Source organism: Streptomyces sp. NPDC043952, assembly GCF_056435325.1.
The window spans coordinates 58,429-85,105 of sequence record NZ_JBWKES010000007.1 but is presented as its reverse complement, the minus strand read 5'-3'; the positions used below and the strand labels follow the sequence as shown (position 1 = coordinate 85,105).

The following is a 26,677-nucleotide window of genomic DNA, read 5'->3' as shown; positions in this document are numbered from 1 at the left end:
CGCACCATCCACCGACTGGCCCACAATGACCCGGTGAACGACCTCGCTCCTCTCCTCACCCCCGAAGGCCGGGCCCTCCTCGAAGAGGTCCGCGGCACCGCACCGGCCGATGAACTCGCCGTCGCCACCCGGCTGCGCCGCGACCACCCCGCCGAGCTGGTGTCGGCCGCGCTCGGCCAGGCCCGGCTGCGGCAGCGCGCGGCGGCCAAGTTCGCGGCGGCGGACGCGGAGCGGATGTTCTTCACGCCGAACGGGGTCGAGCAGTCGACGCGGGCGAGCGTGGCGGCGTACCGGGCGCGGCGGCTGACCGATCTCGGGGTGACCTCGGTGGCGGACCTGTGCTGCGGGATCGGCGGGGACGCCATCGCGCTGGCGCGGGCCGGGATCCGGGTGCTCGCCGTGGACCGGGACCCGCTGACGGCGGCCGTGGCGCGGGCGAACGCCGAGGCGCTGGGGCTCACCGGCCTGATGGAGGTGCGGGAGGCGGACGTCACGGAGGTGGACACCGCCGGGTACGACGCCGTGTTCGTGGACCCGGCGCGAAGGGGCGGAAGGGGCAGGATCTTCGACCCGGAGGCGTACTCGCCGCCGCTGTCGTGGGCCGTGGCGGCCGCGCGCCGGGCACCGCACGCGGCGCTGAAGATCGCGCCCGGCATCCCGCACGAGGCGGTGCCGCCGGAGGCCGAGGCGGAGTGGATCTCGGACGGCGGCGATGTGAAGGAGGCGGTGCTCTGGTTCGGGACCGGAGCGCCGGGCGCGGTCCGCGCCACCCTGCTGCCCGGCCCGCGCACCCTGCCGGGGCGGGGCCTGCCCGATCCCGAAGTACGGCCGGTGGGGCGGTACTTGTACGAGCCGGACGGCGCCGTGATCCGCGCGCATCTGGTCGCCGAGGTGGCCGAGGAGGTCGGCGGCGGGCTGATCGACGCGACCATCGCGTACGTCACCGCCGACGAGCTGCACCCGACCCCGTACGCCACCCCCTACGAGATCACCGACCAACTCCCCTTCAACCTGAAGAAGTTGAAGGCCCTGCTGCGCGAACGCGAGGTCGGGACGCTGACCGTGAAGAAGCGCGGCTCGGCGGTCGAGCCGGAGGAGCTGCGGCGCAAGGTGAAGCCGCAGGGGCCGAACGCGGCGACGGTGTTCCTGACTCGGGTCGCGGGGGCGCCGACGATGCTGGTCGGCGGTCCCGCCCGGCCGCCCGAGGGCCCCTGACCGGCGGTCAGCGCAGGCTCGCCCACAGGTTCCCGGCGTCCGGCTCCTTCGCGATCACCCGGTTGGGATCCGAGGGTGCCGTGACGACCGGCATCATCACGGTCTTCACCCGGTCCGCGTCCAGCCCCTTCAGGCTCTTGCCCAATCCGGTCAGCTCGGTCAGGGAGTCGAGGCCGGTGTCGGTGGTGAGGCTCTTGGTGGCCGCGTCGGCGACCTGGTAGAGCCGGGCCGGGTCGGCGAGCAGGTTCGTGCCGGATATCCGCTCCAACAGGGCCTTCACCAGGAGCTGTTGGAGGCCTATGCGGCCGAGGTCGCTGCCGTCGCCGATGCCGTGCCGGGTGCGGGCGAGGGCCAGTGCCTGCTTGCCGTCGAGATGATGGGCGCCGGCCGCCAGGTGCAGATGACTCTTGTCGTCGTCGATGTTCTGGGTGGTGGTGACATCGACCCCGCCGAGCGCGTCGACCAGCTTGGCGAAGCCGGAGAAGTCGATCTCGATGAAGTGGTCCATGCGCACCCCGGTGATCGACTCGACCGTCTTGACCGCGCACACCGGACCGCCCACCGAGAAGGCGCTGTTGAACATGGAGCCGTACGCCACCGCCGTCGAACCCCCGTCGGGCAGCGGGCAGGAGGGGCGGGTGACGAGGGTGTCGCGCGGGATGCTGACCACGGTGGCGCGGGTGCGGCCCGCGTCCAGGTGCACCACCATCGCGGTGTCCGAGCGGGCGCCCGAACTGTCGCCGCCGCCCAGCTCCTTGTCCGCCTTGCCACTGCGCGAATCCGAGCCCAGCACCAGGATGTTGAGGGAGGTGGCCGGGAGCGGGGCGGCCGTGGAGGCGCTCGGGGAGGGCGTGATCACCGCGTGCGCGGGGCGGTCGTCGCCGAGCGCGCTGTCGATGTCGACGCCCTTGATGTTGTGGTTCAGGTGCCAGTAGGCGTAGCCGGCGGTGGCCGTCCCCAGCACCAGGGCCGCCGCCAGGGTGAGTCCGGCGATCCGCAGCACTCTCGAACGCCGGCCGTGCTCCTCGTGTCGCGTCACGGCAGGAACGTAAGTCCGAATTATTAGGGGACTGTTAGCGGAAGCCGTGGGACGGGATTTTCTTCCGGAATTCTCATCGGCGGCGGACCGGGGGCCACCGGCGGACAACGGGGCACCGGGGGCGCCCTTCGAAAGTTTCGGTCAGGCGGTCGCCCCGCGTGGCTCCGCCGTGCTGGAGCGCACCACCAGGCTGGTCGCCAGCTCCAGCCGGGTGGCGGCGCGTTCTCCGCGCCTGCCGCCCAGTTCGAGCACGAGGCGGGCCGCGGCCTCGGCCATCTCGGTCAGCGGCTGCCGTACGGTCGTCAGCGGCGGCCCCACCCAGCGCGCCACCGGCAGATCGTCGAAGCCGACCACGCTGAGGTCCTTTGGGACGCGCAGCCCCAGCTCCCGCGCGGCCTCGTACAGCCCCAGGGCCTGGAGGTCGTTGCCCGCGAAGACCGCGGTCGGCCGGTCCGGGCGGCGCAGCAGCTCCAGGCCCAGGCGGTAGCCGGCCTCGTGGTGGAAGTCCCCGGCCACCACGAGCGAGGGGTCGGCGGGCAGCCCGGCCGTCTCCAGCGCGGCGCGGTAGCCGTCGATGCGGGCGCGGCTGCACATCATCCGGGACGGGCCGCTGATCGCGCCGATCCGGGTGTGGCCCAGCTCGACCAGATGCCGGGTGGCCGCGAGCCCGCCCTGCCAGTTGGTGGCGCCGATGGACGGCACGTCCGGGCCCGGATCGCCGGCCGGGTCCACCACCACGAACGGGATGGACCTGCTGGTCAGCAGCGCCTGCTGGGCGGCGTCCAGCTCGGACAGGACGAGGACGACGCCGTGCGGGCGGCGGGCGGCCACCTGGTCGGCCCAGGAGCGGCCGGGGGTGAGCCGCCCGGCGGACTCGGACAGCACCACGCTGAGACCGGCCGACTGCGCCACGTTCTCCACGCCCCGGATGACCTCCATCGCCCAGGCGCTCTCCAGCTCGTGGAAGACCAGGTCGATCAGCGGGGAGCGGGAGGACTCGGCGCGCCTGCGCCGGTAGCCGTGGGCGCGCAGCAGCTCCTCGACACGGGTGCGGGTCGCGGCTGCGACATCGGCTCTGCCGTTGAGGACCTTCGAAACAGTCGGAGCGGACACCCCGGCCTCACGGGCGATCTCCGCGAGCGTAGCGGTCTGCGTTTCCACGGACTTCCCAGGCTTCATGCCGCGATCGTAATCCCTGCGCGATCCCTTGACGACGCCCCTCTTCCGCCATACGTTCCCGGAACATTCGGAACTGCACTCGAAATATTGCGAGAGGCCAGGGTCATGGAGTCCACCACGTCCAACGGCGGGCGCGCGTTCAGCAGGCGCTGGGTGCTCGGCGCCGGTGCCACCACACTTCTCGCCGCCGGCACCGCCGGACTCACGGCCTGCGGCTCCTCCGGCGGGTCCGGGGACGGCACCCTGACCGCGTTCGTGTACGGCGACGACGCGGCCAGGATCCAGGTGGCGGCCGTCGACCGGTTCAACGCCTCGGCCGCGGCGAAGAGGACCAAGGGGAGGATCAAGCTGGAGAAGATGCCGGGCGACCAGTACCCGGCGAAGCTGCGCACGGCGATGGGCTCGCCCAACGCGCCGGACGTCTTCTTCAACTGGGGCGGCGGCTCCATCAAGGCGTACCGGGACGCCAGGCAACTGGTGGACCTCACCGACGTCATCGCCTCCGACCCGGTCCTCAAGGGCGGCTTCCTGCCCCCGGTGCTCACGGCCGGCGGCATCGGCGGGCGCGAGTACGGCATACCCATGCGCGGCATGCAGCCCGTGATCCTCTTCTACAACAAGACCCTGTTCGCCGAGCACAAGCTCCGGCCGCCCACCACCTGGGACCAGTTGCTGGACCTCAACACCAGGCTGAAGAAGGCCGGGATCACCCCGTTCGCGCTGGGCGGCGCGGACATCTGGCCCGAGCTGATGTGGCTGGAGTACCTGGTCGACCGGATCGGCGGCCCCCGGGTCTTCGACCGGATCAAGAACGGCGACGCCGCCGGCTGGGGCGACCCGGCCATCCTGAAGGCCGCCCGGACGGTCAGGCAGCTCATCGACGACGGCGCGTTCGGCAAGGGCTTCAACTCGGTCGCCTACACCAACGGCGGCGCCCCGGCCGTGTTCGCCAAGGGCAGGGCCGCGATGCACCTGATGGGCTCGTGGGAGTACTCCACCCAGCTCGGCAAGTTCCCGGACTTCGCCCGGGGGCACCTCGGCTGGACCGCGTTCCCGGCCGTCGAGGGCGGCGCGGGCGACATCCGCAACGTGGTCGGCAATCCCACCAACTACTGGTCGGTCAACGCCCGTACGGCCGACAGGGACGCGGCGCTCGCCTTCCTGCGCGACTGCGCCTCCGAGACGTACGCCAAGGCGCTGATCGCAGGCGGCGACATCCCGGCCACGACCAACGCCGAGAACCTGCTCGACGCCTCGCCGAACCCGCAGTTCGCCACGTTCCAGTACAAGATGGTGCAGGAGGCACCGGCGTTCACGCTGAGCTGGGACCAGGCCGTCGATCCCGACGTGTCGACGCCGATGCTCACCGAGGTCGACAAGCTGTTCGTCGGCAAGTCCTCGCCGGGTCAGTTCGTCTCGGCGCTCCAGGGACTGAAGTGAGCGCCGGGCCGACCCGAAACAGGGGGGCGAACGCGGGCCGCCCGCACGCCGCCCTGGCGCTGCCCGCCGTGCTGTTCTTCGCCTTCTTCGCCCTCGCCCCCATGGTGCTGGCCTTCTGCCTGTCCTTCACCCGGTGGAACGGCCTCGGCGACCCCGAGCCGGCGGGCCTCGCCGACTGGCGCAAGCTGCTCGACGACGACCGGCTCGTCCAGTCCCTCACCGTCACCGTGCTGCTCACGCTGGTCAGCTGGGCCTTCCAGACGGTGGTCTCCCTGCCGCTCGGCGTCTGGGCGGCGGGCAGGCAGCGCAACCGGGCGATCCTGTCGGCGGTCTTCTTCGTGCCGTTCCTGCTCTCCTCGACGGCGATCTCGCTGCTGTTCTACGCCCTGCTCGACCCGAACTTCGGCATCGTGCCCGGCGACACCCTCGGCACCACCCACGGCGCCTTCCTGGCCCTCGTCTTCGTCGGCGGCTGGCAGTTCATCCCCTTCCACACCCTGATCTACCAGGGCGGGGCCCGGCAGATCCCGGACGTCCTCCACCAGGCGGCCGCGATCGACGGCGCCGGCCGCTACCGCCAGTTCTTCTCCATCACGCTGCCCCAGCTGCGCAACACCGCCACCACCTCGGGCGTGCTGATGGTGGTCGGCTCGCTGACCTACTTCGAGACCGTCCTGATCCTCACCCAGGGCGGCCCCGGCACCGACACCGCGACCCTGCCGTACCTGATGTACGAGGCCGGCTTCAAGACGTACGACTTCGGCTACGCCAGCGCCATCGCCTCCTTCCTGGTGGTGGCGGCGACCGCGCTGTCGCTGCTGCTGGTGCGGCTGTCCGGCTTCGGCACCATGCGCAGCACGCGGGAAGGAATGTGACACGGTGTCCCACGACACGCTGCCCCACCCCGTGAAGACCGGCACCGCGCCCGCGGCCCGGCCGGACGGGCGCCGCCGCCGGCACTGGACCCGGCGGCCCAACCCGCTGGCCGGCCTCGGCTCGCTGCTCTGGCTGGTCGTCGTCATCGTCCCGGTCTACGCGATGATCACGGCCTCGCTCACCCCGCGGGACGAGGCGCTGGGCCACAACGCCCTGAAGCCGCCGAACCATCCGACGCTCGCCAACTACGGCACCGTGCTGCGCAGCGGGCTCCCCCACTACCTGGGGAACACCGTGCTGGCGGCGGCCGCCGTCGTGGTGATCGTGCTGGTGCTGTGCGTGCCGCTCGCCTACGTCGCCGTGCGCACCCGCGGCTTCTGGTCCAAGGCGGCCTTCCGGCTGTTCCTGCTCGGCGTCGCCATCCCGGCGCAGGCCGTCGTCGTACCGCTGTATCTGATGATCACCAAGCTCGGCCTCTACGACAGCCTGCCCGGCATCGTCCTGCCGACGGCCGCGTTCGCCATGCCGGTGGCCGTCCTGGTGCTCACCGGCAGCCTCCGGGACATCTCGGAGGAGGTGTACGAGGCGATGGCCCTGGACGGCGCCTCGCCGCTGCGGATGCTCTTCCAGCTCGTCATCCCGCTGTCCAAGGGCGCCATCGGCACCGTCGGGATCTACGCCGCGCTCCAGGCGTGGAACGGGTTCCTCTTCCCGCTGATCTTCACCCAGTCCGAGGGGCCGCGGGTGCTGACCCTCGGGCTGTTCGACTACGTGAGTCAGTTCGGTGTGGACATCCCCGCGCTGCTCGCCTCGGTCGTCCTCTCCGGCATCCCGATCTTCGCCGTGTATCTCGTGGCCCGGCGCGCCCTGGTGGGCGGCCTGATGGGTGTGGGCGGCAAGTGACCCGCGCCCGCGCCCCCTTCCCGACAGGAGTTTCATGAGCACCACCCCCGGCACCGCGCCCGGCGCCACCCCTGGCACCCCCTCGGGCACCACCCCCGGCACCCCCTCCGGCGCCACCCCCTCCGGCACCGCCCCCTGGCGCGACCCCGCCCTGCCTCCCGCCGTCCGGGTCGACGACCTCCTGGCCCGGATGACCCTGGAGGAGAAGACCGCCCAGCTGTACGGCGTCTGGGTGGGCGCGGCCACGGACGGCGCCGGGGTCGCGCCGCTGCAGAGCGAGATGTCCGCGGACCACGACTGGGACGCGCTGATCGCCCACGGCCTCGGCCAGCTCACCCGTTCCTTCGGCACCGCCCCGGTGGAGCCGGCGCTCGGCGCGCGGGCGCTGGCGCGGGCCCAGCGGCGGATCGCCGGGGCGAACCGCTTCGGCATCCCGGCCGTCGCCCACGAGGAGTGCCTCGCGGGCTTCACCGCGTGGCGGGCGACCGCGTACCCGGTGCCGCTGGCCTGGGGCGCGACCTTCGATCCCGCGCTCGTCGAGGAGCTGGGCGGGCGCATCGGCCGGGACCTGCGCGCGGCCGGCGTCCACCAGGGCCTCGCGCCCGTCCTGGACGTGGTGCGGGACCTGCGCTGGGGCCGGGTGGAGGAGACCATCGGCGAGGACCCGTACCTGGTCGGCACCATCGGCACGGCGTACGTCCGGGGCCTGGAGTCGGCCGGGATCATCGCCACGCTCAAGCACTTCGCCGGGTACGCGTCCTCGGCCGGCGCCCGCAATCTCGCGCCGGTGCGCGCGGGCGGGCGGGAGCTGGCGGAGGTGACGCTGCCGCCGTTCGAGATGGCGCTGCGCGAGGGCGGCGCCCGCTCGGTGATGGCGGCCTACACCGAGACGGACGGCGTCCCGGCCTCCGGCGACCCCCGGCTGCTGACCGGGCTGCTGCGCGAGGACTGGGGGTTCACCGGCACGGTCGTCTCCGACTACTTCGGCATCGGCTTCCTCCAGTCCCTGCACCGGGTGGCCGGCAGCCCCGCCGAGGCCGCGCACCTCGCGCTGGAGGCGGGCATCGACGTCGAGCTGCCCACGCTGAGCTGCTACGGCAAGCCGCTGGTGGACGCCGTACGCGACGGGCGGATCCCCGAGGCGCTGGTGGACCGGGCCGCGCGCCGGGTGCTGCTCCAGAAGTGCGAGCTGGGCCTGCTGGACCCGGACTGGCGGCCGGAGCCCGGCGCGGAGACCGACCTGGACTCGGCCGGGAACCGGGCGCTGGCCCGGCAACTCGCCGAGGAGTCGGTGGTGTTGCTGGACAACCCGGACGGGGTGCTGCCGCTGGCGCCGGACGCGCGGATCGCGGTCGTCGGGCCGCGCGCGGCGGACGCGCTGGCGATGCTGGGCTGCTACTCCTTCCCGTCCCATGTGCTCACCCACCACCCCGAGGTGCCGCTGGGCATCGACATCCCGACCGTGCTGGAGGCCGTACGGGCCGAACTCCCGGACGCCGAGGTCACGTGCGCGCGAGGCTGCGGGGTGTCCGACCCGGACACCGCCGGCTTCCCGGAGGCGGTGGCGCGGGCGTCCGGGGCGGAGGTGTGCGTGGCCGTCCTCGGCGACCGGGCCGGGCTGTTCGGGCGCGGCACCTCGGGCGAGGGCTGCGACGCGGAGGACCTGCGGCTGCCCGGCGTCCAGGCCGGGTTGCTGGACGCGCTGGTCGCCACCGGCGTCCCGGTGGTGCTCGTGCTGCTGACCGGCCGCCCGTACGCGCTGGGCCGCTGGCAGGGCCGGCTCGCGGCGGTCGTGCAGGCGTTCTTTCCGGGCGAGGAGGGCGGTCCGGCGCTCGCCGGGGTGCTGTCCGGCCGGGTGAACCCCTCCGGGCGGCTCCCGGTGAGCGTCCCGCGCCGGCCCGGCGGCCAGCCCTGGACCTACCTCCAGCCCCCGCTCGGGCTGGCCGGCGAGGTCAGCGACCTGGACCCGACCCCGCTCTACCCGTTCGGACACGGCGGCTCGTACACCGCGTTCACCTGGGAGGACTTCACCGGGACGGAGGCCGAGATACCGACGGACGGGTCGTACGAGCTCTCGGTCACCGTCCGCAACACGGGTGAGCGCGCGGGCGCCGAGGTCGTCCAGCTGTATCTGCACGACCCGGTGGCCTCGGTGACCCGGCCGGACATCCGCCTCATCGGGTACCGGCGGGTGCAGCTGTCCCCCGGCGAGGCCCGCCGCCTCACCTTCCGCTTCCACACCGACGTGTCCTCCTTCCCCGGCCGCGCGGGCACCCGGATCGTGGAGCCGGGCGAGCTGGAGCTGCGGCTGGCCGCGTCGAGCACGGACGTACGGCACCGGGCGCGGCTGCGGCTGACGGGTCCGGTGCGGGCGGTGGGCACCGGGCGGGTGCTGCGCTGCGAGACGCGGGTCACGGAGGTCTGAGGGCCGGGGCGTACGCGAACACCCCGCCTCCGGAACACCGGAGACGGGGTATGAGTGGAGCGCCGGGCAGGCCTTGCACCTGCATCTCCCCGCAGGAAGCGGGACGTCTTTCCTTGGACCACCAACGCACTGCGTTCGTACCGGCTTTCCGGCCGTTCGCTGTGCGATGATCATAGACCGACGCGGGCGACGGCCGCAAACTCGCCCGGCACAAACGGGACTTATGCGCCCCTACTCGGACGCGACCGCCTCGAAACGCCAGCGGTGCACGGCACGGGTCACCAAGTCCGGTCCGGGCTCTGGCAGTTCCGGCACCACCGCGTCGTACGCGTCCGGCCACCACGTGATGACCAGCACCCGGTCCTGCGGCGCGCGGAAGGTCTCGCGGCGCAGCGGCTCCCGCTCCAGCCGCTGTGCGCGGGCCCAGGCGAGGAGTTCCCCGCCCCGGCCCTCGGCCGCACGCGCCTCCCACATCAGCGCGACCGTCATGAGTACAGGTTCTCCTTGCTGACCTCGTGCACATGGTCGTGGTCGCCCGGCACATGCGGGTCGGTGACCGGCAGGGAGGAGTCGGCCGACAGGTCCCAGGCGGAGGCGGCCCGGTTGCGGGCGACCATCTCGGCGCCGAGCGCGGCGACCATCGCGCCGTTGTCGGTGCACAGCTTGGGGCGCGGCACGCGCAGCCGGATGCCGGCCGCCTCGCAGCGCTCCTGGGCGAGGGTGCGCAGCCGGGAGTTGGCCGCGACCCCGCCGCCGATCATCAGATGGTCGACGCCCTCGTCCTTGCAGGCGCGCACGGCCTTGCGGGTGAGCACGTCCACCACGGCCTCCTGGAAGGAGGCGGCCACATCGCGCACCGGGACCTCCTCGCCGGCCGCGCGCTTCGCCTCGATCCAGCGGGCCACGGCGGTCTTGAGACCGGAGAAGGAGAAGTCGTACGCCGGGTCGCGCGGGCCGGTCAGACCGCGCGGGAAGTTGATCGCGGCCGGATCGCCCTCCCTGGCGTGCCGGTCGATGACCGGGCCGCCGGGGAAGCCCAGGTTCAGCACGCGGGCGATCTTGTCGAAGGCCTCGCCGGCCGCGTCGTCGATGGTCGCGCCCATCGGCCGTACGTCGGAGGTGATGTCCGAGGACAGCAGCAGCGAGGAGTGGCCGCCGGAGACCAGCAGCGCCATCGTCGGCTCGGGCAGCGGGCCGTGCTCCAGCTGGTCCACGCAGATGTGGGAGGCGAGGTGGTTGACGCCGTAGAGGGGCTTGCCCAGGGCGTAGGCGTAGGCCTTGGCGGCGGAGACGCCGACGAGGAGGGCGCCCGCGAGGCCGGGCCCCGCGGTCACCGCGATGCCGTCGAGGTCCCTGGCGGTGACCCCGGCCTCCTTCAGGGCGCGTTCGATGGTCGGGACCATCGCCTCCAGGTGGGCGCGGGAGGCCACCTCGGGGACGACGCCGCCGAAGCGGGCGTGCTCGTCCACGCTGGAGGCGACGGCGTCGGCCAGCAGGGTGGTGCCGCGCACGATGCCGACGCCGGTCTCGTCGCAGGAGGTCTCGATGCCGAGGACGAGGGGTTCGTCAGCCATTGATCTCGGTTCCTTGAACAGATGCGGAAGGGTCGGTCAGGCGCATCACCAGGGCGTCCACGTTCCCCGGCTGGTAGTAGCCGCGCCGGAACCCGATGGGGGCGAAGCCGAAGCGCTCGTACAGCTTCTGCGCGCGGATGTTGTCCACCCGGCATTCGAGCATCACCTCGTGGCACTCGAACGCGGTCGCGGCCCGCAGCAGGTCGGTCAGCAGCCGTCCGCCGAGCCCGGTGCCCTGGAGGTCGCGGCTGACGGCGATGGTCTGGACGTCGGCCAGGTCGCCGGAGGCGGCGAGGCCCGCGTAGCCGACGATCCGGCCTGCGCCGTCCTGGGCCACGACGTAGCGGCGGCTGGCCTCGGGGCCCCGCGAGTGGGCCAGCTCGGACCAGAACATGCCCCGCGACCAGGCGTCCTCGGGGAACAGGTCCTTCTCCAGCTCCAGCACCGGGTCGATGTCCCACCAGCGCATCTCGCGCAGTTCGACGGTCACTTCGGGGTGACCACCTTGTAGTTCTTGGGGACCTGCGCGTCCGGGCGGCGCAGGTACAGCGGCCGCGGCGCGGGCAGTTCCTCCCCGGCGGCCAGCCGCTCGGCGGCGAGCGCGGCCAGCGCGGCGGCGGACACGTGCTCGGGCTCGTGGGCGCTCGGGAACGTGTCCGGGTAGAGCAGGGCGCCCGCGCCGACCGCCGGGAGCCCGGCGACCCGCTCGGCGATGTCGGCCGGGCGGTCGACGGCCGGGCCGGTCAGCCGGGTGCGGGAGTCGGCGTACGTGGCCCAGTAGACCTCCTTGCGCCGGGCGTCGGTCGCCACGACGAAGGGGCCCTTGGCGATGTCGGCGGCGTAGGCGAGGCCGTCCAGGGTGCACACGCCGTACACGGGGACGCCGAGGGCCAGGCCGAAGGTGTCGGCGGTCATCAGGCCGACGCGCAGTCCGGTGTAGGGGCCGGGGCCGGTGCCGACGACGATCGCGGTGACCGCCTCCAGCGTGCGGCCGGCCTCGGTGAGGACCCGGTCGACGGCCGGCAGCAGCAGCTCCCCGTGCCGGCGCGCGTCCACCTGTTTCGACGAGGCGATGGTGTCCGTGCCGTCGTGCAGGGCGACGGTGACGGCGGGCGTTGCGGTATCCAGAGCGAGCAAGAGCACGCGAACAGCCTACGGCGCCCGCGCCCCGCGCACGGCCGACCGGGGCGGACGGTCACCGGCTGCTACGGTCTGTACGAAGTACGACATATCGCACGCGGCGGAGGTGGAAGCAGGTGGCAGGGACCAGCTCGGGAATCGTGGCCGGCCTCACCGCGGCGGCCGTCGGCGTGGTCGGCTTCCTGGCCTACGAGGCGTCCGCGACGGTGCCGGCGGGGCTCGGCGGCCGTCCCGCGGCGAACGGCTCGCCCGGCGGCCAGGCCACCAAGGCGCCCCGCGACCAGCGTCACCCGACCGCGCTGCCGAGCGGTTCCGGCAAGGGTGAACGCGTGGTGTACTCGGTGGACGACGACCGGGTGTGGCTGGTCAGCGCGGGCAACCGGGTGCTGCGCACCTTCCGCGTCCACCCCGGCACGGTGGACCCGCCGCTCGGCACGTACTGGGTCACCTCCCGCTCGCACGCGGTGACCGGCACGGACGGCATCCCCATCGAACACGTGGTCCGCTTCACCACGGTCGACGGCGTCACCATCGGCTTCTCCGCCCCCGCCACCACGGACGCCGTCCCAGCCGCCGACGCGAGCACCCGAACCGGCGGCATCCGCGAGTCCCGCCCCGACGGCACCGCGCTGTGGAACTTCGCGACGATCGGCGAACGGGTCCTGGTGATCCGCTGAGGGGTATGGGCCGGGGGGCGCTGAGGGGCGAGTGCTTTTCCAGGGGCTGGCCGGGCGTCTTCGGCGGCAGCGCAGCCATTCAGGAGCCGACAGCTCCGCGGGCCGGCGCCGGGGGCCGAGCAACCTTGCGGGCGGCAGTTCCCTTGGGGTGCACGGGGGCACACGAGTTCGGCAACTTCACGGGGCGACGGCCTCTTCGGGGTGCGGCCGGCGGGTTTTCGGGGCCGGGCGCCTTCGGAGGCCGGGTAGTCCAGGAGGCAGACGCTTTTACGGGGGGCCGGAGGACCAGGCGGGCGAGCCGGGACACACCTTGGCCCAACGGCGCCGGGGAACTGGCCGTCCTGCGGACCGGGCAGCCCTGCGGGGCGGGCGAGCCTGCGGACCGGGTAGCCCTGGGGACCGGCCAACCGGGGGCCCCGGCAGCCTCGCGGAGCGGGTGGTCCTGCGGGGCCGACAACGCGCGGCGCGGCAGCCCAGTGGCCCAGCCGAGGCTCCGCCCTCAGGGAGCCTGCCCATCACCCCCACGGGTGGCCCGCCGGAAGCGGCTCTCCCACTCACCGCACCCGGTGGCGGTCAAGCCGCCGGGGGCCTACGCCGCCTGTTTCGGGGTGGGCGTCTGGTGGGGGGTCCGGGGCTCCGGGGGGCGTGGGGGGCGGGAGATCGCGGCCGCGGCGGCGCAGGCGGCCAGGAGGGTGCGCATCGGGACCGGCGGCGGGGGCTGGGGGGCGGGCATGGGCGCCTCCTGAGGTGCGGCGGCGTAGTTAGGCATGCCTGACTACGGGCTGGACACCATGTCATCACGCCCGCGATGGCCACGCAACATCTTGCCGACGGCCTGTCGGAAAACCGGCGGTGCTCAGGCCGTGAGCGTCTCCAGACCCGCGTCGGCCCAGCGCTCGCCGAGCCCGGTGAGGGTCACGTGCCGTACCTCGTCCGTGGTGTCGCCGACCGCCCGGTGGATGACGAGCTGGAGCCGGTCCTCGGTCAGCTCCTCGACCTTGCCCTCGCCCCACTCCACGACGATCACCGAGTCGGACAGCGAGACGTCGAGGTCCAGGTCCTCCATCTCGTCCAGACCGCCGCCGAGCCGGTAGGCGTCCACGTGCACGAGCGGCGGGCCGTCGCCCAGGGACGGATGCACCCGCGCGATCACGAAGGTCGGCGAGGTGACCGCGCCCCGCACCCCGAGCCCCTCCCCGAGCCCGCGGGTCAGCGTGGTCTTGCCCGCGCCCAGTTCCCCGGAGAGCATCACCAGGTCCCCGGCGCGCAGCAGCTTGGCGAGGCGGCGGCCAAGCTCGCGCATCTGCTCGGGCGAGGTGATCGTCAGCCGGGTCCCGGCGGTGTCGTGCTCAGCGGGGTCGTACGGTGCTGCTGCTGGACGTTCCATAGGAACTTACGGTAGCCGCTGCGGGCACCGCACCCGCGCGGGTGAGCAGATCGGCGAGGCGGTCGGTGACCACCTCCGGGTGCTCCAGCATCACCAGATGCCCGGCGTCCGGCACCAGCACCAGCTCGGCGTCGGGCAGTTCGCCGGCTATGGCCTCGCTGTGCGCGCTCGGCGTCACCAGGTCCCGCACGCCCGCCAGCACCAGCACCGGCATCCCCCGGAAGCAGGCCAGCGCGGCCGTCTTGTCGTGGTCGGTGAACGCCGGGTAGAACTCCGCGACCACGTCGATCGGCGTGGACTCGATCATCCGCTCGGCGAACCGCTCCACCGCCGGATCGACGTCCCGCCCGGCGAACGAGTACCGCTTGATGATCCCGGCGAACAGCTCCGACGTCGCCCGGCGCCCCTTCTCCACCAGCTCCGCCTGCTGCCCGAGCGCCCGCAGCACTCCGGGCAGGATCCGGCGTATCGCGTTGACCCCGGCCACCGGCAGCCCGAAGTTCACCTCGCCGAGCCGCCCCGGCGACGTGCCCACGAACGCGGTGGCGACCACCCGTTCCGCGATCAGCTCCGGGTACTGGGCGGCGAGCGCCATCACCGTCATCCCGCCCATCGAGTGGCCGACCAGCACGATCGGCCCCTCGGGCACGGCCGCGTCGAGAACAGCCCTCAGATCACGGCCGAGCTGGTCGATGGTGAGCGGCTCCCGGTCCCGGAGCTGCGCCACGCCCCGCCCGGAGCGGCCGTGGCTGCGCTGGTCCCAGTGCACGGTGCGCACCACCCCCCGCAGCGCCGCCCGCTGGAAGTGCCAGGAGTCCTGGTTGAGGCAGTAGCCGTGGCAGAAGACGACGGTGACCGGGGCCGGCGCCTTGCGGCCGAACAGCCTGAGCCGGCGCGCGGAGGGCGGCGCGGCCGCGTCCGGCTCCACCTCGTCGACCTCGTAGTACAGCTCGGTGCCGTCGTCGGCGTACGCCTTGCCCGGCGTGCCGCGCAGGGTGCCGTAGGGCCCCGCGGAGTCCAGGGCGAGACGTGCCTTGCGGCGCACCCCGCGGCCCACCGTCATCCGCTCGACGGCGACGCCGGCCGCCGCGCCCGCGGCGAGGACGCCCAGCGCGGCACCGGCGATGCCGGTCGCCCGGCGCCAGCTCCCGGCCGCCGAGACGACGGTGTCCGCGACGGCGTCCGCCGCCCTGCTGTCGCTCACGTGCCGCTCCTTCTCGCCGTCGTACTGCCTCGCCGTCCGGGCGCCTCGTGCCGGCGCGCCGTACCGATGGTCGCCGAGTCGGTGGGACGGGGTGTGCGGATGTGACCGTTGTTACACGTGATATGGAGCAGTCGTCCTCGAACGGGTTATCCGCGCGCTTCCTCGTTGACCTACGAGACGTAGACGCGCGGCACCCGGCTCCCGATGCGGGTGACGATCTCGTACACGATCGTGCCGCCGGCCGCCGCCCAGTCCTCGGCGGTGGGCTCGCCCCGGTCGCCGGGACCGAACAGCACCGCCTGCGCGCCGACGGGCGGTTCGTCGCCGCCGAGGTCCACCACGAACTGGTCCATGGCGACCCGCCCGGCGGCCGTCCGCCACTTGCCGTCGACCAGCACCGGACCGGCGCCGGAGGCGTGCCGCGGGATGCCGTCGCCGTAGCCGAGCGGGACGAGGCCGAGGGTGGTGGCGCCGGGGGTGACGTAGTGGTGGCCGTAGCTGACCCCGTGTCCGCCCGGTACGTGCTTGACCAGGGCCAGCGAGGCGCTGAGCGTCATCACCGGGCGCAGCCCGAAGTCCGCGGGGGTGCCGACCTCCGGGCTGGGCGACAGGCCGTACATGGCGATACCGGGACGGACCAGGTCGAAGTGGGTCTCGGGCAGGGTGAGCGTGGCGGGCGAGTTGGCGATGTGCCGCACCTCGGGGCGGGCGCCCTGTTCCTCGGCGTACGCCACCATCTCCCCGAAGCGGGTGAGCTGGGCGGCGATGGAGGGGTGGCCCGGCTCGTCGGCACAGGCGAAGTGCGACCACAGGCCGGTGACCCGGACCAGCCCCTCGGCCTCGGCGCGCAGGGCGGCGGCGACCAGTTCCGCCCAGTCGGCGCCGGGCTGGCAGCCGTTGCGGCCGAGCCCGGTGTCGGCCTTGAGCTGGACGCGCGCGGTCCGCCCGGCGGCGCGCGCGGCCTCGGTGACCTCGCGCAGCGCCCACATCCCGCTGAGCGACATGTCGATGCCGGCCTCGATCGCCTGCCGCCAGGGCCCGCCGGGCACCCACAGCCAGCACAGGACGCGCTGGGTCAGCCCGGCCGCGCGCAGCGCGAGGGCCTCCTCCGGCAGCGCGGTGCCGATCCAGGTGGCCCCGGCCTCGACCGCCGCGCGGGCGCAGGGCACCGCGCCGTGGCCGTATCCGTCGGCCTTGACGACGGCCATCACGGCCGCGTCCCCCACGCGGGCGCGCAGGGTCCGCACATTGGCGCGCAGCGCGCCCAGATCGATCTCGGCACGGGCACGCAGGGAGGCGGTCGGCACAGCTGGTGTCTCAGTCATGGCGCCCCCAGTCTCTCAGAGCGCGCGCCCGGCCCCCGGCCGCGGTGCCGGTACGGCCGCCGCGCGGGCCCAGGGGGCGGTGCGGGTACGGCAGTTCACCGGCGCCGGTTCCGCGAGGTCGCGTATCCCACGGCCACCGGCGCGGCTCCGCGAGGTCACGCGTCCCGCGCCGGGAACCGGCCGGCCCCGCCACCGCCGCCGGCCGCCCCCTCAGTCCCGCATGCCCCGCACATCCCGCACATCCCGCCAAGCGCGGGGCACGCACTCCGCCACGTCGTGCGCGCCCGCCGGTGCCCCCTGCGCCGCGAACCGGCCCGCCAGGCCGTGCAGATACGCCGCGACGCTGCCCGCGTCCAGGGCGGACAGGCCCGCGGCGAGCAGGGAGCCGCCGAGCCCGGAGAGCACGTCGCCGCTGCCCGCGGTGGCCAGCCAGGGGGTGCCGGTGGCGTTCACCCGCACCGCACCGCCCGCCGCGTCCGCGACCAGCGTGGTCGAGCCCTTGAGCAGCACCGTCGCCCGGTACACCGCCGCCAGTTCGCGCGCCGCGGCCAGCCGGGCGCCCTCGACCTCCTCGCGCGCCACGCCGAGCAGAGCCGCCGCCTCGCCCGCGTGCGGAGTCATCAGGGTCGGCGCGGCGCGCCCGCGTACGGCGTCCCGTTCCGCGAGCCGCAGCCCGTCCGCGTCCAGCAGCACCGGCACCTCGGCGGCCAGCACCTCGGCGACGGTCGCCGCGTCGTCGCCCGCGCCCGGACCGGTCACCCATGCCTGCACCCGGCCCGCCTTGGCCGGGCCCCGGTCGGAGACCAGGGTCTCGGGGAAGCGGGCGATGACCGCCTGCGCGGCCGGGCCGACGTACCGCACGGCCCCGGCGCCGCCGCGCAGCGCACCGGAGACGGCGAGCACCGCGGCGCCCGGATAGCGCCCGGAGCCGGCCGCGACGCCGACCACGCCGCGCCGGTACTTGTCGCTCTCGGCGGCGGGGTGCGGCAGCAGACGCGCCACGTCGGCGTGCTGCAGCGCCTCCAGCTCGGGCCCGGCGGGCAGCTCCAGGCCGATGTCCACGAGCCGTACGACCCCGGCATGCTCCCGCGCCGGGTCCACCAGCAGTCCGGGCTTGTACGCGCCGAAGGTGACGGTGAGGTCCGCCCGTACGGCCGCGCCCCGCACCTCGCCGCTGTCCGCCTCGACCCCGCTGGGCAGGTCCACCGCGACCACCGCGGCCCGGCTGCGCGCCACGGCCGCCGCCAGCCGCTCGGCGTCGGGCCGCAGCCCGCCCCTGCCGCCGATCCCGACGATGCCGTCCACCACGAGGTCGGCCCGCCCGATCGCGTCATCGGCCGCCTCGGGCACGGCACTCACGCCCCCGGCCCGGCGCAGCGCCGCCAGTCCCCCCGTGTGCGCCCGCTCGGGCGACAGGAGTACGGCCGTCACTCCGGCCCCCCGCCGCGCCAGCCGGGCGCCCGCGTACAGGGCGTCGCCGCCGTTGTCGCCGCTGCCGACCAGCAGGACCACCCGGCTGCCGTACACCCGGCCCAGCAGTTCGGCGCAGGCGGCGCTCAGCCCGGCCGCCGCCCGCTGCATCAGCGCCCCCTCGGGCAGCCGCGCCATCAGGGCCCGTTCGGCCGCCCGTACCGTCTCCACGCTGTACGCACTCCGCATGGCACCGAGTCTGCCCCGTAACCCCCACCGCCCACACCCGGACCCGGCCGGCGCCGGGCGTCCGCGCCGGCGCCGGTCAGTCCTCGGCGACGACCACGGCCGAGGCGACGCCCGCGTCATGGCTGAGGGAGAGGTGCCAGGACCGCACCCCCAGTTCGGCGGCGCGCGCGGCGACCGTGCCCCGCACCCGCAGCCGGGGCCGCCCGCTGTCCTCGACGTACACCTCGGCGTCCGTCCACAGCAGCCCCGGCGGTGCGCCGAGCGCCTTGGCCAGCGCCTCCTTCGCCGCGAACCGGGCCGCCAGCGAGGCGATGCCGCGCCGCTCCCCGCTGGGCAGCAGCAACTCCGCCGCCACGAACAGCCGGTCGGCCAGCTGCGGGGTCCGCTCCAGGGACGCCCGGAAGCGGTCGATCTCCGCCACGTCGATCCCGACTCCGATGATGCTCATGGGCAGCACCCTAGGCGGGCGGCGGCGCCGACATCCCCTTTACTCTTCCGGCATGACCGGTACCGCGCCCCAACAGACCTATCTCGCCGACCTGTTCTCGCTGGACGGCCGCGTCGCCGTGGTGACCGGAGGCAGTTCCGGCATCGGCCGGGCCGTCGCCGGGGCGCTGGCGCGGGCCGGGGCGAGCGTGGTGATCGTGAGCCGGGGCGAGGAGCAACGGGCCGCCGCCGTCGGCGAGTTGAGGGCGGACGGCTACCGGGCGGCCGGGGTCGCCGGGGACCTCGGCAGCCGGGCGGGCGTGCGCGCGGCGGCCGAGGCGGCGGTGGAGGTGTTCGGGGAGCCGGACATCCTGGTGAACTGCGCCGGGATCAATCTGCGGCCCCCGATGGACGAGCTGACCGCGGAGGTCTGGGACGCCACCATGGCCGTGAACCTGGAGGCGCCCTTCCTGCTGGGGCAGCGGTTCGGGCCCGGCATGGCCGAGCGCGGCTTCGGCCGGATCATCCACATCAGCTCCCAGCAGGCGCACCGGGCCTTCGTGCACAGCGGCGTGTACGGCGTCTCCAAGGGCGCGCTGGAGTCGCTCGCCCGCTCCCAGGCGGAGGCGTGGTCGCCGTACGGGGTCACCTGCAACACCCTGGTGCCGGGCTTCGTCATGACCCCGCTCAACGCCCGGCTCTCCGCCGACCCGACGAAGGTGGCGGCGCTGGCCGCGCGCACCCTGACCGGGCGCAACGGCCTCGCGGAGGACTTCGCGGGCGCCGCCGTCTTCCTCGCGAGCCGCGCCTCCGCCTACGTCACGGGCCAGTCCATCCACGTCGACGGAGGCTTCTCGGTGCACTAGAGGTCCGACCGGAAGGGCCACCTGAAGGGCCACCGGAGGCGGCTCACTCCACGGTCACCGACTTCGCCAGGTTCCGCGGCTGGTCCACCTCGTTGCCCCGCGCCACGGCCAGCTCGCAGGCGAAGACCTGGAGCGGCACCGTGGCCACCACCGGCTGGAGCAGGGTCGGCGTGGCCGGGATGCGGATCAGGTGGTCGGCGTACGGGACGACCGCCTCGTCCCCCTCCTCCGCGATCACGATGGTGCGCGCCCCGCGCGCCCGGATCTCCTGGATGTTGGAGACGATCTTGTCGTGCAGCAGGGAGCGCCCGCGCGGCGACGGTACGACGACCACCACCGGCATGTCCTCCTCGACCAGCGCGATCGGCCCGTGCTTCAGCTCGCCCGCCGCGAAGCCCTCGGCGTGCATGTAGGCGAGTTCCTTGAGCTTGAGCGCGCCCTCCAGGGCGACCGGGTAGCCGACGTGCCGGCCCAGGAAGAGCACGGTGTCCTTGCCGGCCAGGGTGCGCGCCAGCGCCCGTACCGGCTCCATGGTCTCCAGGACGCGCTCGACCTCGTCCGAGATCTTCGACAGGTCCTTGATCACCGCCTGGATCTCGTCGCCCCACTTGGTGCCGCGCACCTGGCACAGGTAGAGGGCGACCAGGTAGCAGGCGACCAGCTGGGTCAGGAACGCCTTGGTGGAGGCGACCGCCACCTCGGGCCCGGCGTGCGTGTACAGCACCGCGTCCGACTCGCGCGGGATCGTGGAGCCGTTGGTGTTGCAGATGGCCAGCACCTTGGAGCCCTGCTCGCGGGCGTGCCGCAGCGCCATCAGGGTGTCCATGGTCTCGCCGGACTGGGAGATCGCGATCACCAGGGAACGCCCGCCCAGGATCGGGTCCCGGTAGCGGAACTCGCTGGCCAGCTCCACCTCGCAGGGGATCCGCGTCCAGTGCTCGATGGCGTACTTGGCGATCAGCCCGGCGTGGAAGGCCGTACCGCACGCCACGATCACGACCTTGTCGATCTGGCGCAGCTCGGCGGGGGTGATCCGCAGCTCGTCCAGGGTGAGCGAGCCGGAGGGGTCGATCCGGCCCAGCAGGGTGTCGGCGACCGCCTTGGGCTGCTCGGCGATCTCCTTGAGCATGAAGGAGGCGTAGCCGTCCTTCTCGGCGGCCGAGGCGTCCCAGTCCACGTGGTAGGAGTGCACCTCGGCGGGCCGGCCGTCGAAGCCGGTCACGGTCACCCCGTCCCGGCGCAGCTCCACCACCTGGTCCTGGCCCAGCTCGATCGCCGCGCGGGTGTGCGCGATGAACGCGGCGACGTCGGAGGCGAGGAACGCCTCGCCCTCGCCGACGCCGACCACCAGCGGGGAGTTGCGGCGCGCGCCGACCACCACGTCCGGGGCGTCCGCGTGCACCGCGACCAGCGTGAACGCGCCCTCCAGACGCTGGCACACCAGCCGCATCGACTCCGCGAGATCGCCGGTCGCCGAGAACTCCTCGGCCAGCAGATGGGCGACGACCTCGGTGTCCGTCTCGGAGTTCAGCTCATGGCCGCGCTCGGCGAGTTCGGCGCGCAGCAGCGCGAAGTTCTCGATGATGCCGTTGTGGACGACGGCGACCCGGCCCGCGTTGTCCAGGTGCGGGTGCGCGTTGCCGTCCGTGGGGCCGCCATGGGTGGCCCAGCGGGTGTGTCCGATGCCCGTCGAGCCGGCCGGCAGCGGCCGTTCGACCAGTTCCTTCTCCAGGTTGACCAGTTTCCCGGCCTTCTTCGCGGCGGCCAGACCGCCGTCCGCCAGCAGGGCGACGCCCGCCGAGTCGTACCCCCGGTACTCCAGCCGCTTCAGCCCGGCCATCACGACATCGAGCGCCGACTGCGACCCTACGTATCCCACGATTCCGCACATGAGTCGCAGCCTACGGGCCGATCGGCCGTCAAAAGTGGCGCAGCGTGCCCGAATTCGGAAATCCCCGGCCCGTTCAGAGCACATCCGCGACGCGTCTGCCGCACATCCGGGCCACCCGCACAACCGTACGACCGGGTGAGGGGTCTACCGGCTGACCGCCGTAAGCGAACACCGGGAGACACGCAGGTGAAGCGCAGACATCGCACCGTCCTGGCCACGGCCGTCGCCGCGACGCTGGCCGGGGGCCTGACCATCGGCCTGACCGACCCCGCCACCGCGGCCGGGTCGGGCACCGCAGCCGTACCGGACGCCTCGGCCGGCTCGGGCGTGACCGCCGCGCGCCGGCCCCCGACCGACTTCAACGGCGACGGGTACGGCGACTTCGCCGTCACCGCCCCGGCCGCCCGGCTGAACGGCAAGTGGCGGGTGGGCGCGGTCAGCGTCCTGTACGGCTCCGCCCACGGCGTCTTCGCCGACCGGCACACCACCATCACCCAGGACACGTCCTGGGTGCCGGGCGCGGCCGAGAACGGGGACCTGTTCGGCGCCGCGACCACCGCGGGCGACTTCGACCACGACGGCTACACCGACCTCGCCGTCGGCACCCCGCTAAAGGACGTGGGCACGGACGTCAACGGCGGCCTGGTGCAGATCATGTGGGGCTCCGCGAAGGGCCTGGCCTCGGCCACCACGATCCCCGACCCGGCCCCGGCCGCCCACGACCGCTTCGGCGCCTCGCTCGCGGCCGGCGACTTCGACGGCGACGGCCGCACCGACCTGGCCGTCGGCACCAACGGCTCCACCCTCTACACCTTCCGCAAGGGCATCTCCCGGAGCGGCAGGGCGGGCGCCCTCGCCACCCGCACCCTGCCGCTGCGCGCCGCGCCGGAGGCCGGGGTCACCAACCTCACCGCCGGGGACGTCACCGGCGACGGCCGCGCGGACCTGGTGGTCAACGGCCTGAACCCGACCAAGGGCGCCGACGGCACGTACTACAACGTCAACTACTTCGTTCCCGGCACCGCCACCGGCCCCTCCACCACCAGCGCCAGGAAGATGCCCGGCGGTGTCGCCGGCGCCATCGGCGACCTCGACGGCGACGGCCGCGGCGACATCGTCACCGGCGTCTACTGGGGCCGCACCACCGCGAACGGCCCCATCGGCGGCAAGGTCCTCGTCACCTACGGCTCCGCCTCGGGCCCCTCCGGCCGCGTCCAGACCATCACCCAGGAGTCCGGCACCGTCCCCGGCGACTCCGAGAACTGGGACAAGTTCGGCCAGTCGGTCGCCCTCGGCGACGTCAACGGCGACGGCCTGCTCGACCTGGCCATCGGCGCCCCGCGCGAGAACATGCGGCTGTGGGGCGGCATGTACTACAACCTGGGCACCGTCACCGTGCTGTACGGCTCCAGGTCGGGCGTCGACACCAGCGCCGCGCCGCAGTACTTCTATCCGGGCAACCACGGCGTCCCCGGCGACCCGCACGGCAACTTCGGTACGGCCGTGCTGCTCACCGACCTCGACCACGACGGCGGCGCCGACCTGATCGCCGGCACCCCGTGGGCGGACAACGGAGACGGCACCGTCACCGTGCTGCCCTCCGGCATCGCGGCAGACGGCGAGCGGCGGATCGGCACGGCGGGGGCCCAGCTGTTCAAGCCGGCGCAGGTCGGAATGGAGATACTCAACGCCATCCCGCAGTTCGGCACCGTCCTCCAGAACTCCCGCCAGGTGTCCCTGATCAACACCAACACCTGAGGCACCCGCGGTGCGGGGTGGGAGGAGGCGGAGCGCGCCCGCGTGACGCACGCCACCGAGGCGTGACGTACCCCACCCCGCCAGCTCGTTCAAACTCCGTTAACAATGGAATGTGATCTCACCGGTCCCCTCGATGCCCCGGAGCGCCCACCGGCACAGGCCGGAGGCGACTCCCTACGTCGACCTCACCCGCGCCGAGTGGAGCGCGCTGCGCGACAAGACGCCGCTGCCGCTCACCGCCGAGGAGGTGGAGAAGCTGCGCGGTCTGGGCGACGTGATCGACCTGGACGAGGTACGCGACATCTACCTCCCGCTGTCGCGCCTGCTCAACCTGTACGTCGGCGCGACCGACGGCCTCAGAGGCGCGCTGAACACCTTCCTCGGTGAGCAGGGCTCCCAGTCGGGCACGCCGTTCGTGATAGGCGTCGCCGGCTCCGTCGCCGTCGGCAAGTCCACCGTCGCCCGGCTCCTCCAGGCCCTGCTGTCCCGCTGGCCCGAGCACCCGCGCGTGGAACTGGTCACCACCGACGGCTTCCTGCTGCCCACGAGGGAGCTGGAGGCGCGCGGCCTGATGTCCCGCAAGGGCTTCCCCGAGTCCTACGACCGCCGCGCGCTGACCCGCTTCGTCGCCGACATCAAGGCCGGCAAGAGCGAGGTGACGGCCCCCGTCTACTCGCACCTCATCTACGACATCGTCCCGGACCAGCGGCTCACCGTCCGCCGCCCCGACATCCTGATCGTGGAGGGCCTGAACGTCCTCCAGCCCGCCCTGCCCGGCAAGGACGGCCGCACCCGCGTGGGCCTCGCCGACTACTTCGACTTCAGCGTGTACGTCGACGCGAGCGCCGAGGACATCGAGCGCTGGTACCTCAGCCGCTTCCGCAAGCTGCGCCAGACCGCCTTCCAGGACCCCGACTCGTACTTCCGCAAGTACACCCAGGTCTCCGAGGACGAGGCCCTGGACTACGCCCGCACCCTGTGGCGCACGATCAACAAGCCCAACCTGACCGAGAACATCGCCCCGACCAGGGGCCGCGCCACCCTGATCGTCCGCAAGGGCCCGGACCACAAGGTCCAGCGGCTGCGCCTGCGCAAGCTGTAGAACGCGGCGCACCTGCTACAAAGGCGCCATGCTGCATCTGCGCCTGATCACCCCGGCCGAACGGACCGACGAGGTGGTGCGGCTGATCCGGGAAACGGTCGGCACCACCCACCTCGCGGTCATACCGGGGGCCGCCCGCGAGCCGGCCGGAGACCTGGTGATGTGCGATGTCGCGCGCGAGGCGGGCGACGCCCTGATCGCCGGGCTGCGGCGCCTGGGGCTTGACGACACCGGCTCGATCGCCGTGGAGAACATCGACCTGTCGCTGTCCCGGCGCGCCGACCAGGCGGAGCGGGACGCGCCGGGCGAGGGCGCGGACGCGGTGCTGTGGGAGGGCCTGACCGAGGCCACCCACGAGGAGTCGACGCTGTCGGTCACCTACGTCGCCTTCATCACGCTGGCCACGATGATCGCGGCCTGCGGTGTGGTGCTGGACAACGCCATCCTGATCGTCGGCGCCATGGCCGTGGGACCGGAGTTCGGCCCGCTGGCCGGCATCTGCACGGCCACGGTACGGCGCCATCCGCGCCTGGCGCTGCGCTCGCTGACCGCGCTGCTCGTGGGCTTCGCGGTGGCGATGGCGGTGACGGTCCTCTTCACCCTGTTCATGGACGCCGTCGGCCTGTTCCACCGCTCCGCCCTGGAGGGCCGGCGCCCGAACACCGCGTTCGTCTACGCCCCGGACGCCTTCTCGTTCATCGTGGCGCTGCTGGCGGGCGTGGCCGGCACCCTCTCCCTGACCTCCGCCAAGTCCGCCGCACTGGTGGGCGTCGCCATCTCCGTCACCACGGTCCCCGCCGCCGCCAACGCCGCGATCGCCCTGGCCTACGGCGACACCACCCAGACCCTGGGCTCGACCGACCAACTCCTGCTGAACCTGCTGGGCATCATCCTGGCGGGAACGCTCACGCTGCTGGCACAGCAACTTCTCTGGAAGCGCCGGCAGCAACTCCCCTAGGGGCGCGGGGCTGTGTCCATACGCGGCTCCGCCGCGCGGGCGCGGCCAGCCATGACGAACCCCCGGCCCGCGACGCACAGCCCCGGCCCCCGGACGCGCCCGGAACTATCCCAGCGCGGACTTCACCGCATCGGCGAGCCGGGACGCCACCGACCGCGCCTGCTCGATGTCCGCCGCCTCGACCATCACCCGCACCAACGGCTCCGTACCCGACGGCCGCAACAACACCCGCCCCGTCGCCCCGAGTTCGCGCTCCGCCTCGGACACGGCGGCAGCGAGGTCGGCCGACGTCCGCACCCGCGACTTGTCCACGTCCGGCACATTGATCAGCACCTGCGGCAACCGCTCCATCACGGACGCCAGTTCCCGCAGACTGCGACCGCTCTGCGCCACCCGCGCCGCCAGCAGCAGCCCCGTCAGCGTCCCGTCACCCGTCGTCGCGTGGTCGAGGATGATCACATGCCCGGACTGCTCGCCGCCGAGCGCGAACCCGTGCTGCTTCATCTCCTCCAGCACGTACCGGTCCCCGACCGCCGTCTGCACCAGCCGGATCCCGGCCTTCTCCATCGCCAGCTTGAAGCCGAGGTTGGACATCACCGTCGCCACCACGGTGTCGGCCCGCAGCGCGGACCGCTCCCGCAGCGCCAGCGCCAGCACCGCGAGGATCTGGTCGCCGTCGACCTCCTCGCCGGTGTGGTCCACCGCGAGGCACCGGTCGGCGTCACCGTCGTGCGCGATGCCGAGATCCGCGCCGTGCTCGACCACCGCCGCCTTCAGCCGGCTCAGGTGGGTCGAGCCGTACCCGTCGTTGATGTTGAGCCCGTCCGGCTCCGCGCCGATCGTGACGACCTGCGCACCGGCCCGGCCGAACGCCTCCGGCGAGACCCCCGAGGCCGCGCCGTGCGCTTCGTCCAGGACGATCTTCAGCCCGTCGAGCCGGTTGGGCAGCGCCGCCAGCAGATGGCCGACGTACTGCTCGAAACCCTCGCCGTACGGGCGCAGGCGCCCCACCCCGGCGCCCGTCGGACGCTGCCAGGGCTCACCGTGCCGGTGCGACTCGTAGACCGCCTCGATCCGGTCCTCCAGCTCGTCGGCGAGCTTGTGACCGCCGCGGGCGAAGAACTTGATGCCGTTGTCCGGCATGGCGTTGTGGCTCGCGGAGAGCATCACACCGAGGTCGGCGCCGAGCGCGCCGGTGAGGTGGGCCACCGCCGGCGTCGGCAGCACCCCGACCGTCAGGACGTCCACGCCCGCGCTCGCCAGGCCCGCGACCACCGCGGCCTCCAGGAACTCCCCGGACGCGCGCGGGTCCCGGCCGACCACGGCCGTCGGCCGGTGGCCCGCGAAGGTACCCGCCTCGGCCAGCACATGCGCCGCGGCCACGGAGAGGCCGAGGGCCATCTCGGCGGTCAGATCCGCGTTGGCGACACCGCGCACGCCGTCCGTGCCGAAGAGTCGTCCCACTTGTCCTCCTGAGGAAGCGTCGATGGCGTAAACGGACGGGCGCCGCATCGATGGGAGGCGCCTCGCCATCCGATCACACAAGCCTTTGAGCGTCTTGTGTCGTTATACGCCCTTGGCTGAGATAAACGAACGCCCCGACGGCACATGTGGCGTGCCGCCGGGGCGTTCG

The 26,677-nt window shown here is 73.5% G+C and carries 23 protein-coding genes; 10 read left to right on the top strand and 13 right to left on the bottom strand.

The window, feature by feature from the left end; genetic code table 11:
• The first annotated feature begins 33 nt into the window (after positions 1–33).
• Positions 34–1,215: a THUMP-like domain-containing protein gene (locus AC069R_RS10595; protein WP_478766539.1), complete on the top strand. Its 1,182-nt coding sequence runs from the start codon at positions 34–36 to the stop codon at positions 1,213–1,215.
• 7 nt (positions 1,216–1,222) lie between these two features.
• Here the strand turns inward: AC069R_RS10595 and AC069R_RS10590 are convergent, their stop codons facing one another.
• Together AC069R_RS10590 and AC069R_RS10585 are read right to left on the bottom strand one after the other, a co-directional pair.
• Entirely contained in the window at positions 1,223–2,254 is a 1,032-nt protein-coding gene (locus AC069R_RS10590; RefSeq protein WP_478766244.1) for an LCP family protein, read from the bottom strand.
• 141 nt (positions 2,255–2,395) lie between these two features.
• The gene (locus AC069R_RS10585) at positions 2,396–3,433 is read right to left on the bottom strand and encodes a LacI family DNA-binding transcriptional regulator (protein WP_478766242.1); all 1,038 of its coding nucleotides are present in this window, start codon (positions 3,431–3,433) and stop codon (positions 2,396–2,398) included.
• Positions 3,434–3,538: 105 nt separating this feature from the next.
• Between AC069R_RS10585 and AC069R_RS10580 the strand changes: the two genes are divergently transcribed.
• Genes AC069R_RS10580 through AC069R_RS10565 form a run of 4 tightly spaced genes read left to right on the top strand, consistent with a single transcriptional unit; the run spans position 3,539 to position 9,077 of the window.
• A complete protein-coding gene (locus AC069R_RS10580; RefSeq protein ID WP_478766240.1) occupies positions 3,539–4,873 on the top strand; it encodes an ABC transporter substrate-binding protein in 1,335 nt (444 codons plus the stop codon).
• The gene (locus AC069R_RS10575; protein WP_478766239.1) at positions 4,870–5,748 is read left to right on the top strand and encodes a carbohydrate ABC transporter permease; all 879 of its coding nucleotides are present in this window, start codon (positions 4,870–4,872) and stop codon (positions 5,746–5,748) included. The genes AC069R_RS10580 and AC069R_RS10575 overlap by 4 nt, the downstream gene beginning before the upstream one ends.
• Positions 5,749–5,752: 4 nt before the next feature.
• Positions 5,753–6,652, top strand: a complete 900-nt coding sequence (locus tag AC069R_RS10570) for a carbohydrate ABC transporter permease (RefSeq protein ID WP_478766238.1) — start codon at positions 5,753–5,755, stop codon at positions 6,650–6,652.
• A gap of 34 nt (positions 6,653–6,686) precedes the next feature.
• Positions 6,687–9,077 carry a beta-xylosidase/alpha-l-arabinosidase gene (locus AC069R_RS10565; protein WP_478766236.1) on the top strand — a complete coding sequence of 797 codons (2,391 nt, stop codon included), beginning with the start codon at positions 6,687–6,689 and terminating at the stop codon, positions 9,075–9,077.
• 231 nt (positions 9,078–9,308) lie between these two features.
• Here AC069R_RS10565 and AC069R_RS10560 read toward each other — a convergent pair whose 3' ends face one another.
• The 4 genes from AC069R_RS10560 to tsaB are packed head-to-tail and all read right to left on the bottom strand — an operon-like array spanning position 9,309 to position 11,794.
• The gene (locus tag AC069R_RS10560) at positions 9,309–9,566 is read right to left on the bottom strand and encodes a hypothetical protein (protein WP_471063243.1); all 258 of its coding nucleotides are present in this window, start codon (positions 9,564–9,566) and stop codon (positions 9,309–9,311) included.
• Positions 9,563–10,651, bottom strand: a complete 1,089-nt coding sequence (gene tsaD, locus AC069R_RS10555) for a tRNA (adenosine(37)-N6)-threonylcarbamoyltransferase complex transferase subunit TsaD (RefSeq protein ID WP_478766234.1) — start codon at positions 10,649–10,651, stop codon at positions 9,563–9,565. The genes AC069R_RS10560 and tsaD overlap by 4 nt, the downstream gene beginning before the upstream one ends.
• Positions 10,644–11,120, bottom strand: a complete 477-nt coding sequence (gene rimI, locus AC069R_RS10550) for a ribosomal protein S18-alanine N-acetyltransferase (RefSeq protein WP_478766537.1) — start codon at positions 11,118–11,120, stop codon at positions 10,644–10,646. The genes tsaD and rimI overlap by 8 nt, the downstream gene beginning before the upstream one ends.
• Before the next feature lie 17 nt (positions 11,121–11,137).
• Entirely contained in the window at positions 11,138–11,794 is a 657-nt protein-coding gene (gene tsaB, locus AC069R_RS10545; protein ID WP_397984471.1) for a tRNA (adenosine(37)-N6)-threonylcarbamoyltransferase complex dimerization subunit type 1 TsaB, read from the bottom strand.
• A 113-nt stretch (positions 11,795–11,907) separates the two neighbouring features.
• On the opposite strand from tsaB, the gene AC069R_RS10540 reads away from it, so the two are divergent.
• Positions 11,908–12,468, top strand: coding sequence for a hypothetical protein (locus tag AC069R_RS10540; RefSeq protein ID WP_478766232.1), 561 nt, complete (start codon positions 11,908–11,910; stop codon positions 12,466–12,468).
• Between the two features lie 856 nt (positions 12,469–13,324).
• On the opposite strand, the gene tsaE is transcribed toward AC069R_RS10540, so the two are convergent.
• The 5 genes from tsaE to AC069R_RS10515 all read right to left on the bottom strand — a co-directional run bounded on the left by tsaE (position 13,325) and on the right by AC069R_RS10515 (position 18,491).
• Positions 13,325–13,855, bottom strand: a complete 531-nt coding sequence (gene tsaE, locus AC069R_RS10535; protein ID WP_478766230.1) for a tRNA (adenosine(37)-N6)-threonylcarbamoyltransferase complex ATPase subunit type 1 TsaE — start codon at positions 13,853–13,855, stop codon at positions 13,325–13,327.
• Positions 13,818–15,059 carry an alpha/beta fold hydrolase gene (locus AC069R_RS10530; RefSeq protein ID WP_478766228.1) on the bottom strand — a complete coding sequence of 414 codons (1,242 nt, stop codon included), beginning with the start codon at positions 15,057–15,059 and terminating at the stop codon, positions 13,818–13,820. The genes tsaE and AC069R_RS10530 overlap by 38 nt, the downstream gene beginning before the upstream one ends.
• A gap of 170 nt (positions 15,060–15,229) precedes the next feature.
• Positions 15,230–16,384: an alanine racemase gene (gene alr, locus AC069R_RS10525; protein ID WP_478766226.1), complete on the bottom strand. Its 1,155-nt coding sequence runs from the start codon at positions 16,382–16,384 to the stop codon at positions 15,230–15,232.
• A 210-nt stretch (positions 16,385–16,594) separates the two neighbouring features.
• Positions 16,595–18,043, bottom strand: coding sequence for an NAD(P)H-hydrate dehydratase (locus AC069R_RS10520; RefSeq protein ID WP_478766225.1), 1,449 nt, complete (start codon positions 18,041–18,043; stop codon positions 16,595–16,597).
• A 76-nt stretch (positions 18,044–18,119) separates the two neighbouring features.
• Positions 18,120–18,491 (bottom strand): holo-ACP synthase, encoded by a 372-nt coding sequence (locus tag AC069R_RS10515; protein ID WP_397984479.1) that lies wholly within the window; start codon positions 18,489–18,491, stop codon positions 18,120–18,122.
• 52 nt (positions 18,492–18,543) lie between these two features.
• On the opposite strand from AC069R_RS10515, the gene AC069R_RS10510 reads away from it, so the two are divergent.
• Positions 18,544–19,335: an SDR family NAD(P)-dependent oxidoreductase gene (locus AC069R_RS10510; protein ID WP_478766223.1), complete on the top strand. Its 792-nt coding sequence runs from the start codon at positions 18,544–18,546 to the stop codon at positions 19,333–19,335.
• Positions 19,336–19,378: 43 nt separating this feature from the next.
• Here the strand turns inward: AC069R_RS10510 and glmS are convergent, their stop codons facing one another.
• Positions 19,379–21,226 carry a glutamine--fructose-6-phosphate transaminase (isomerizing) gene (glmS, locus tag AC069R_RS10505; RefSeq protein ID WP_478766221.1) on the bottom strand — a complete coding sequence of 616 codons (1,848 nt, stop codon included), beginning with the start codon at positions 21,224–21,226 and terminating at the stop codon, positions 19,379–19,381.
• Positions 21,227–21,412: 186 nt separating this feature from the next.
• Between glmS and AC069R_RS10500 the strand changes: the two genes are divergently transcribed.
• The 3 genes from AC069R_RS10500 to AC069R_RS10490 all read left to right on the top strand — a co-directional run bounded on the left by AC069R_RS10500 (position 21,413) and on the right by AC069R_RS10490 (position 25,044).
• A complete protein-coding gene (locus tag AC069R_RS10500) occupies positions 21,413–22,984 on the top strand; it encodes an FG-GAP-like repeat-containing protein (RefSeq protein ID WP_478766219.1) in 1,572 nt (523 codons plus the stop codon).
• A gap of 133 nt (positions 22,985–23,117) precedes the next feature.
• Entirely contained in the window at positions 23,118–24,086 is a 969-nt protein-coding gene (gene coaA / locus AC069R_RS10495) for a type I pantothenate kinase (protein ID WP_397987208.1), read from the top strand.
• A 28-nt stretch (positions 24,087–24,114) separates the two neighbouring features.
• Positions 24,115–25,044: a DUF389 domain-containing protein gene (locus AC069R_RS10490; protein ID WP_397984483.1), complete on the top strand. Its 930-nt coding sequence runs from the start codon at positions 24,115–24,117 to the stop codon at positions 25,042–25,044.
• 105 nt (positions 25,045–25,149) lie between these two features.
• Here AC069R_RS10490 and glmM read toward each other — a convergent pair whose 3' ends face one another.
• Entirely contained in the window at positions 25,150–26,508 is a 1,359-nt protein-coding gene (gene glmM, locus AC069R_RS10485; protein ID WP_478766218.1) for a phosphoglucosamine mutase, read from the bottom strand.
• Positions 26,509–26,677 lie beyond the last annotated feature (169 nt).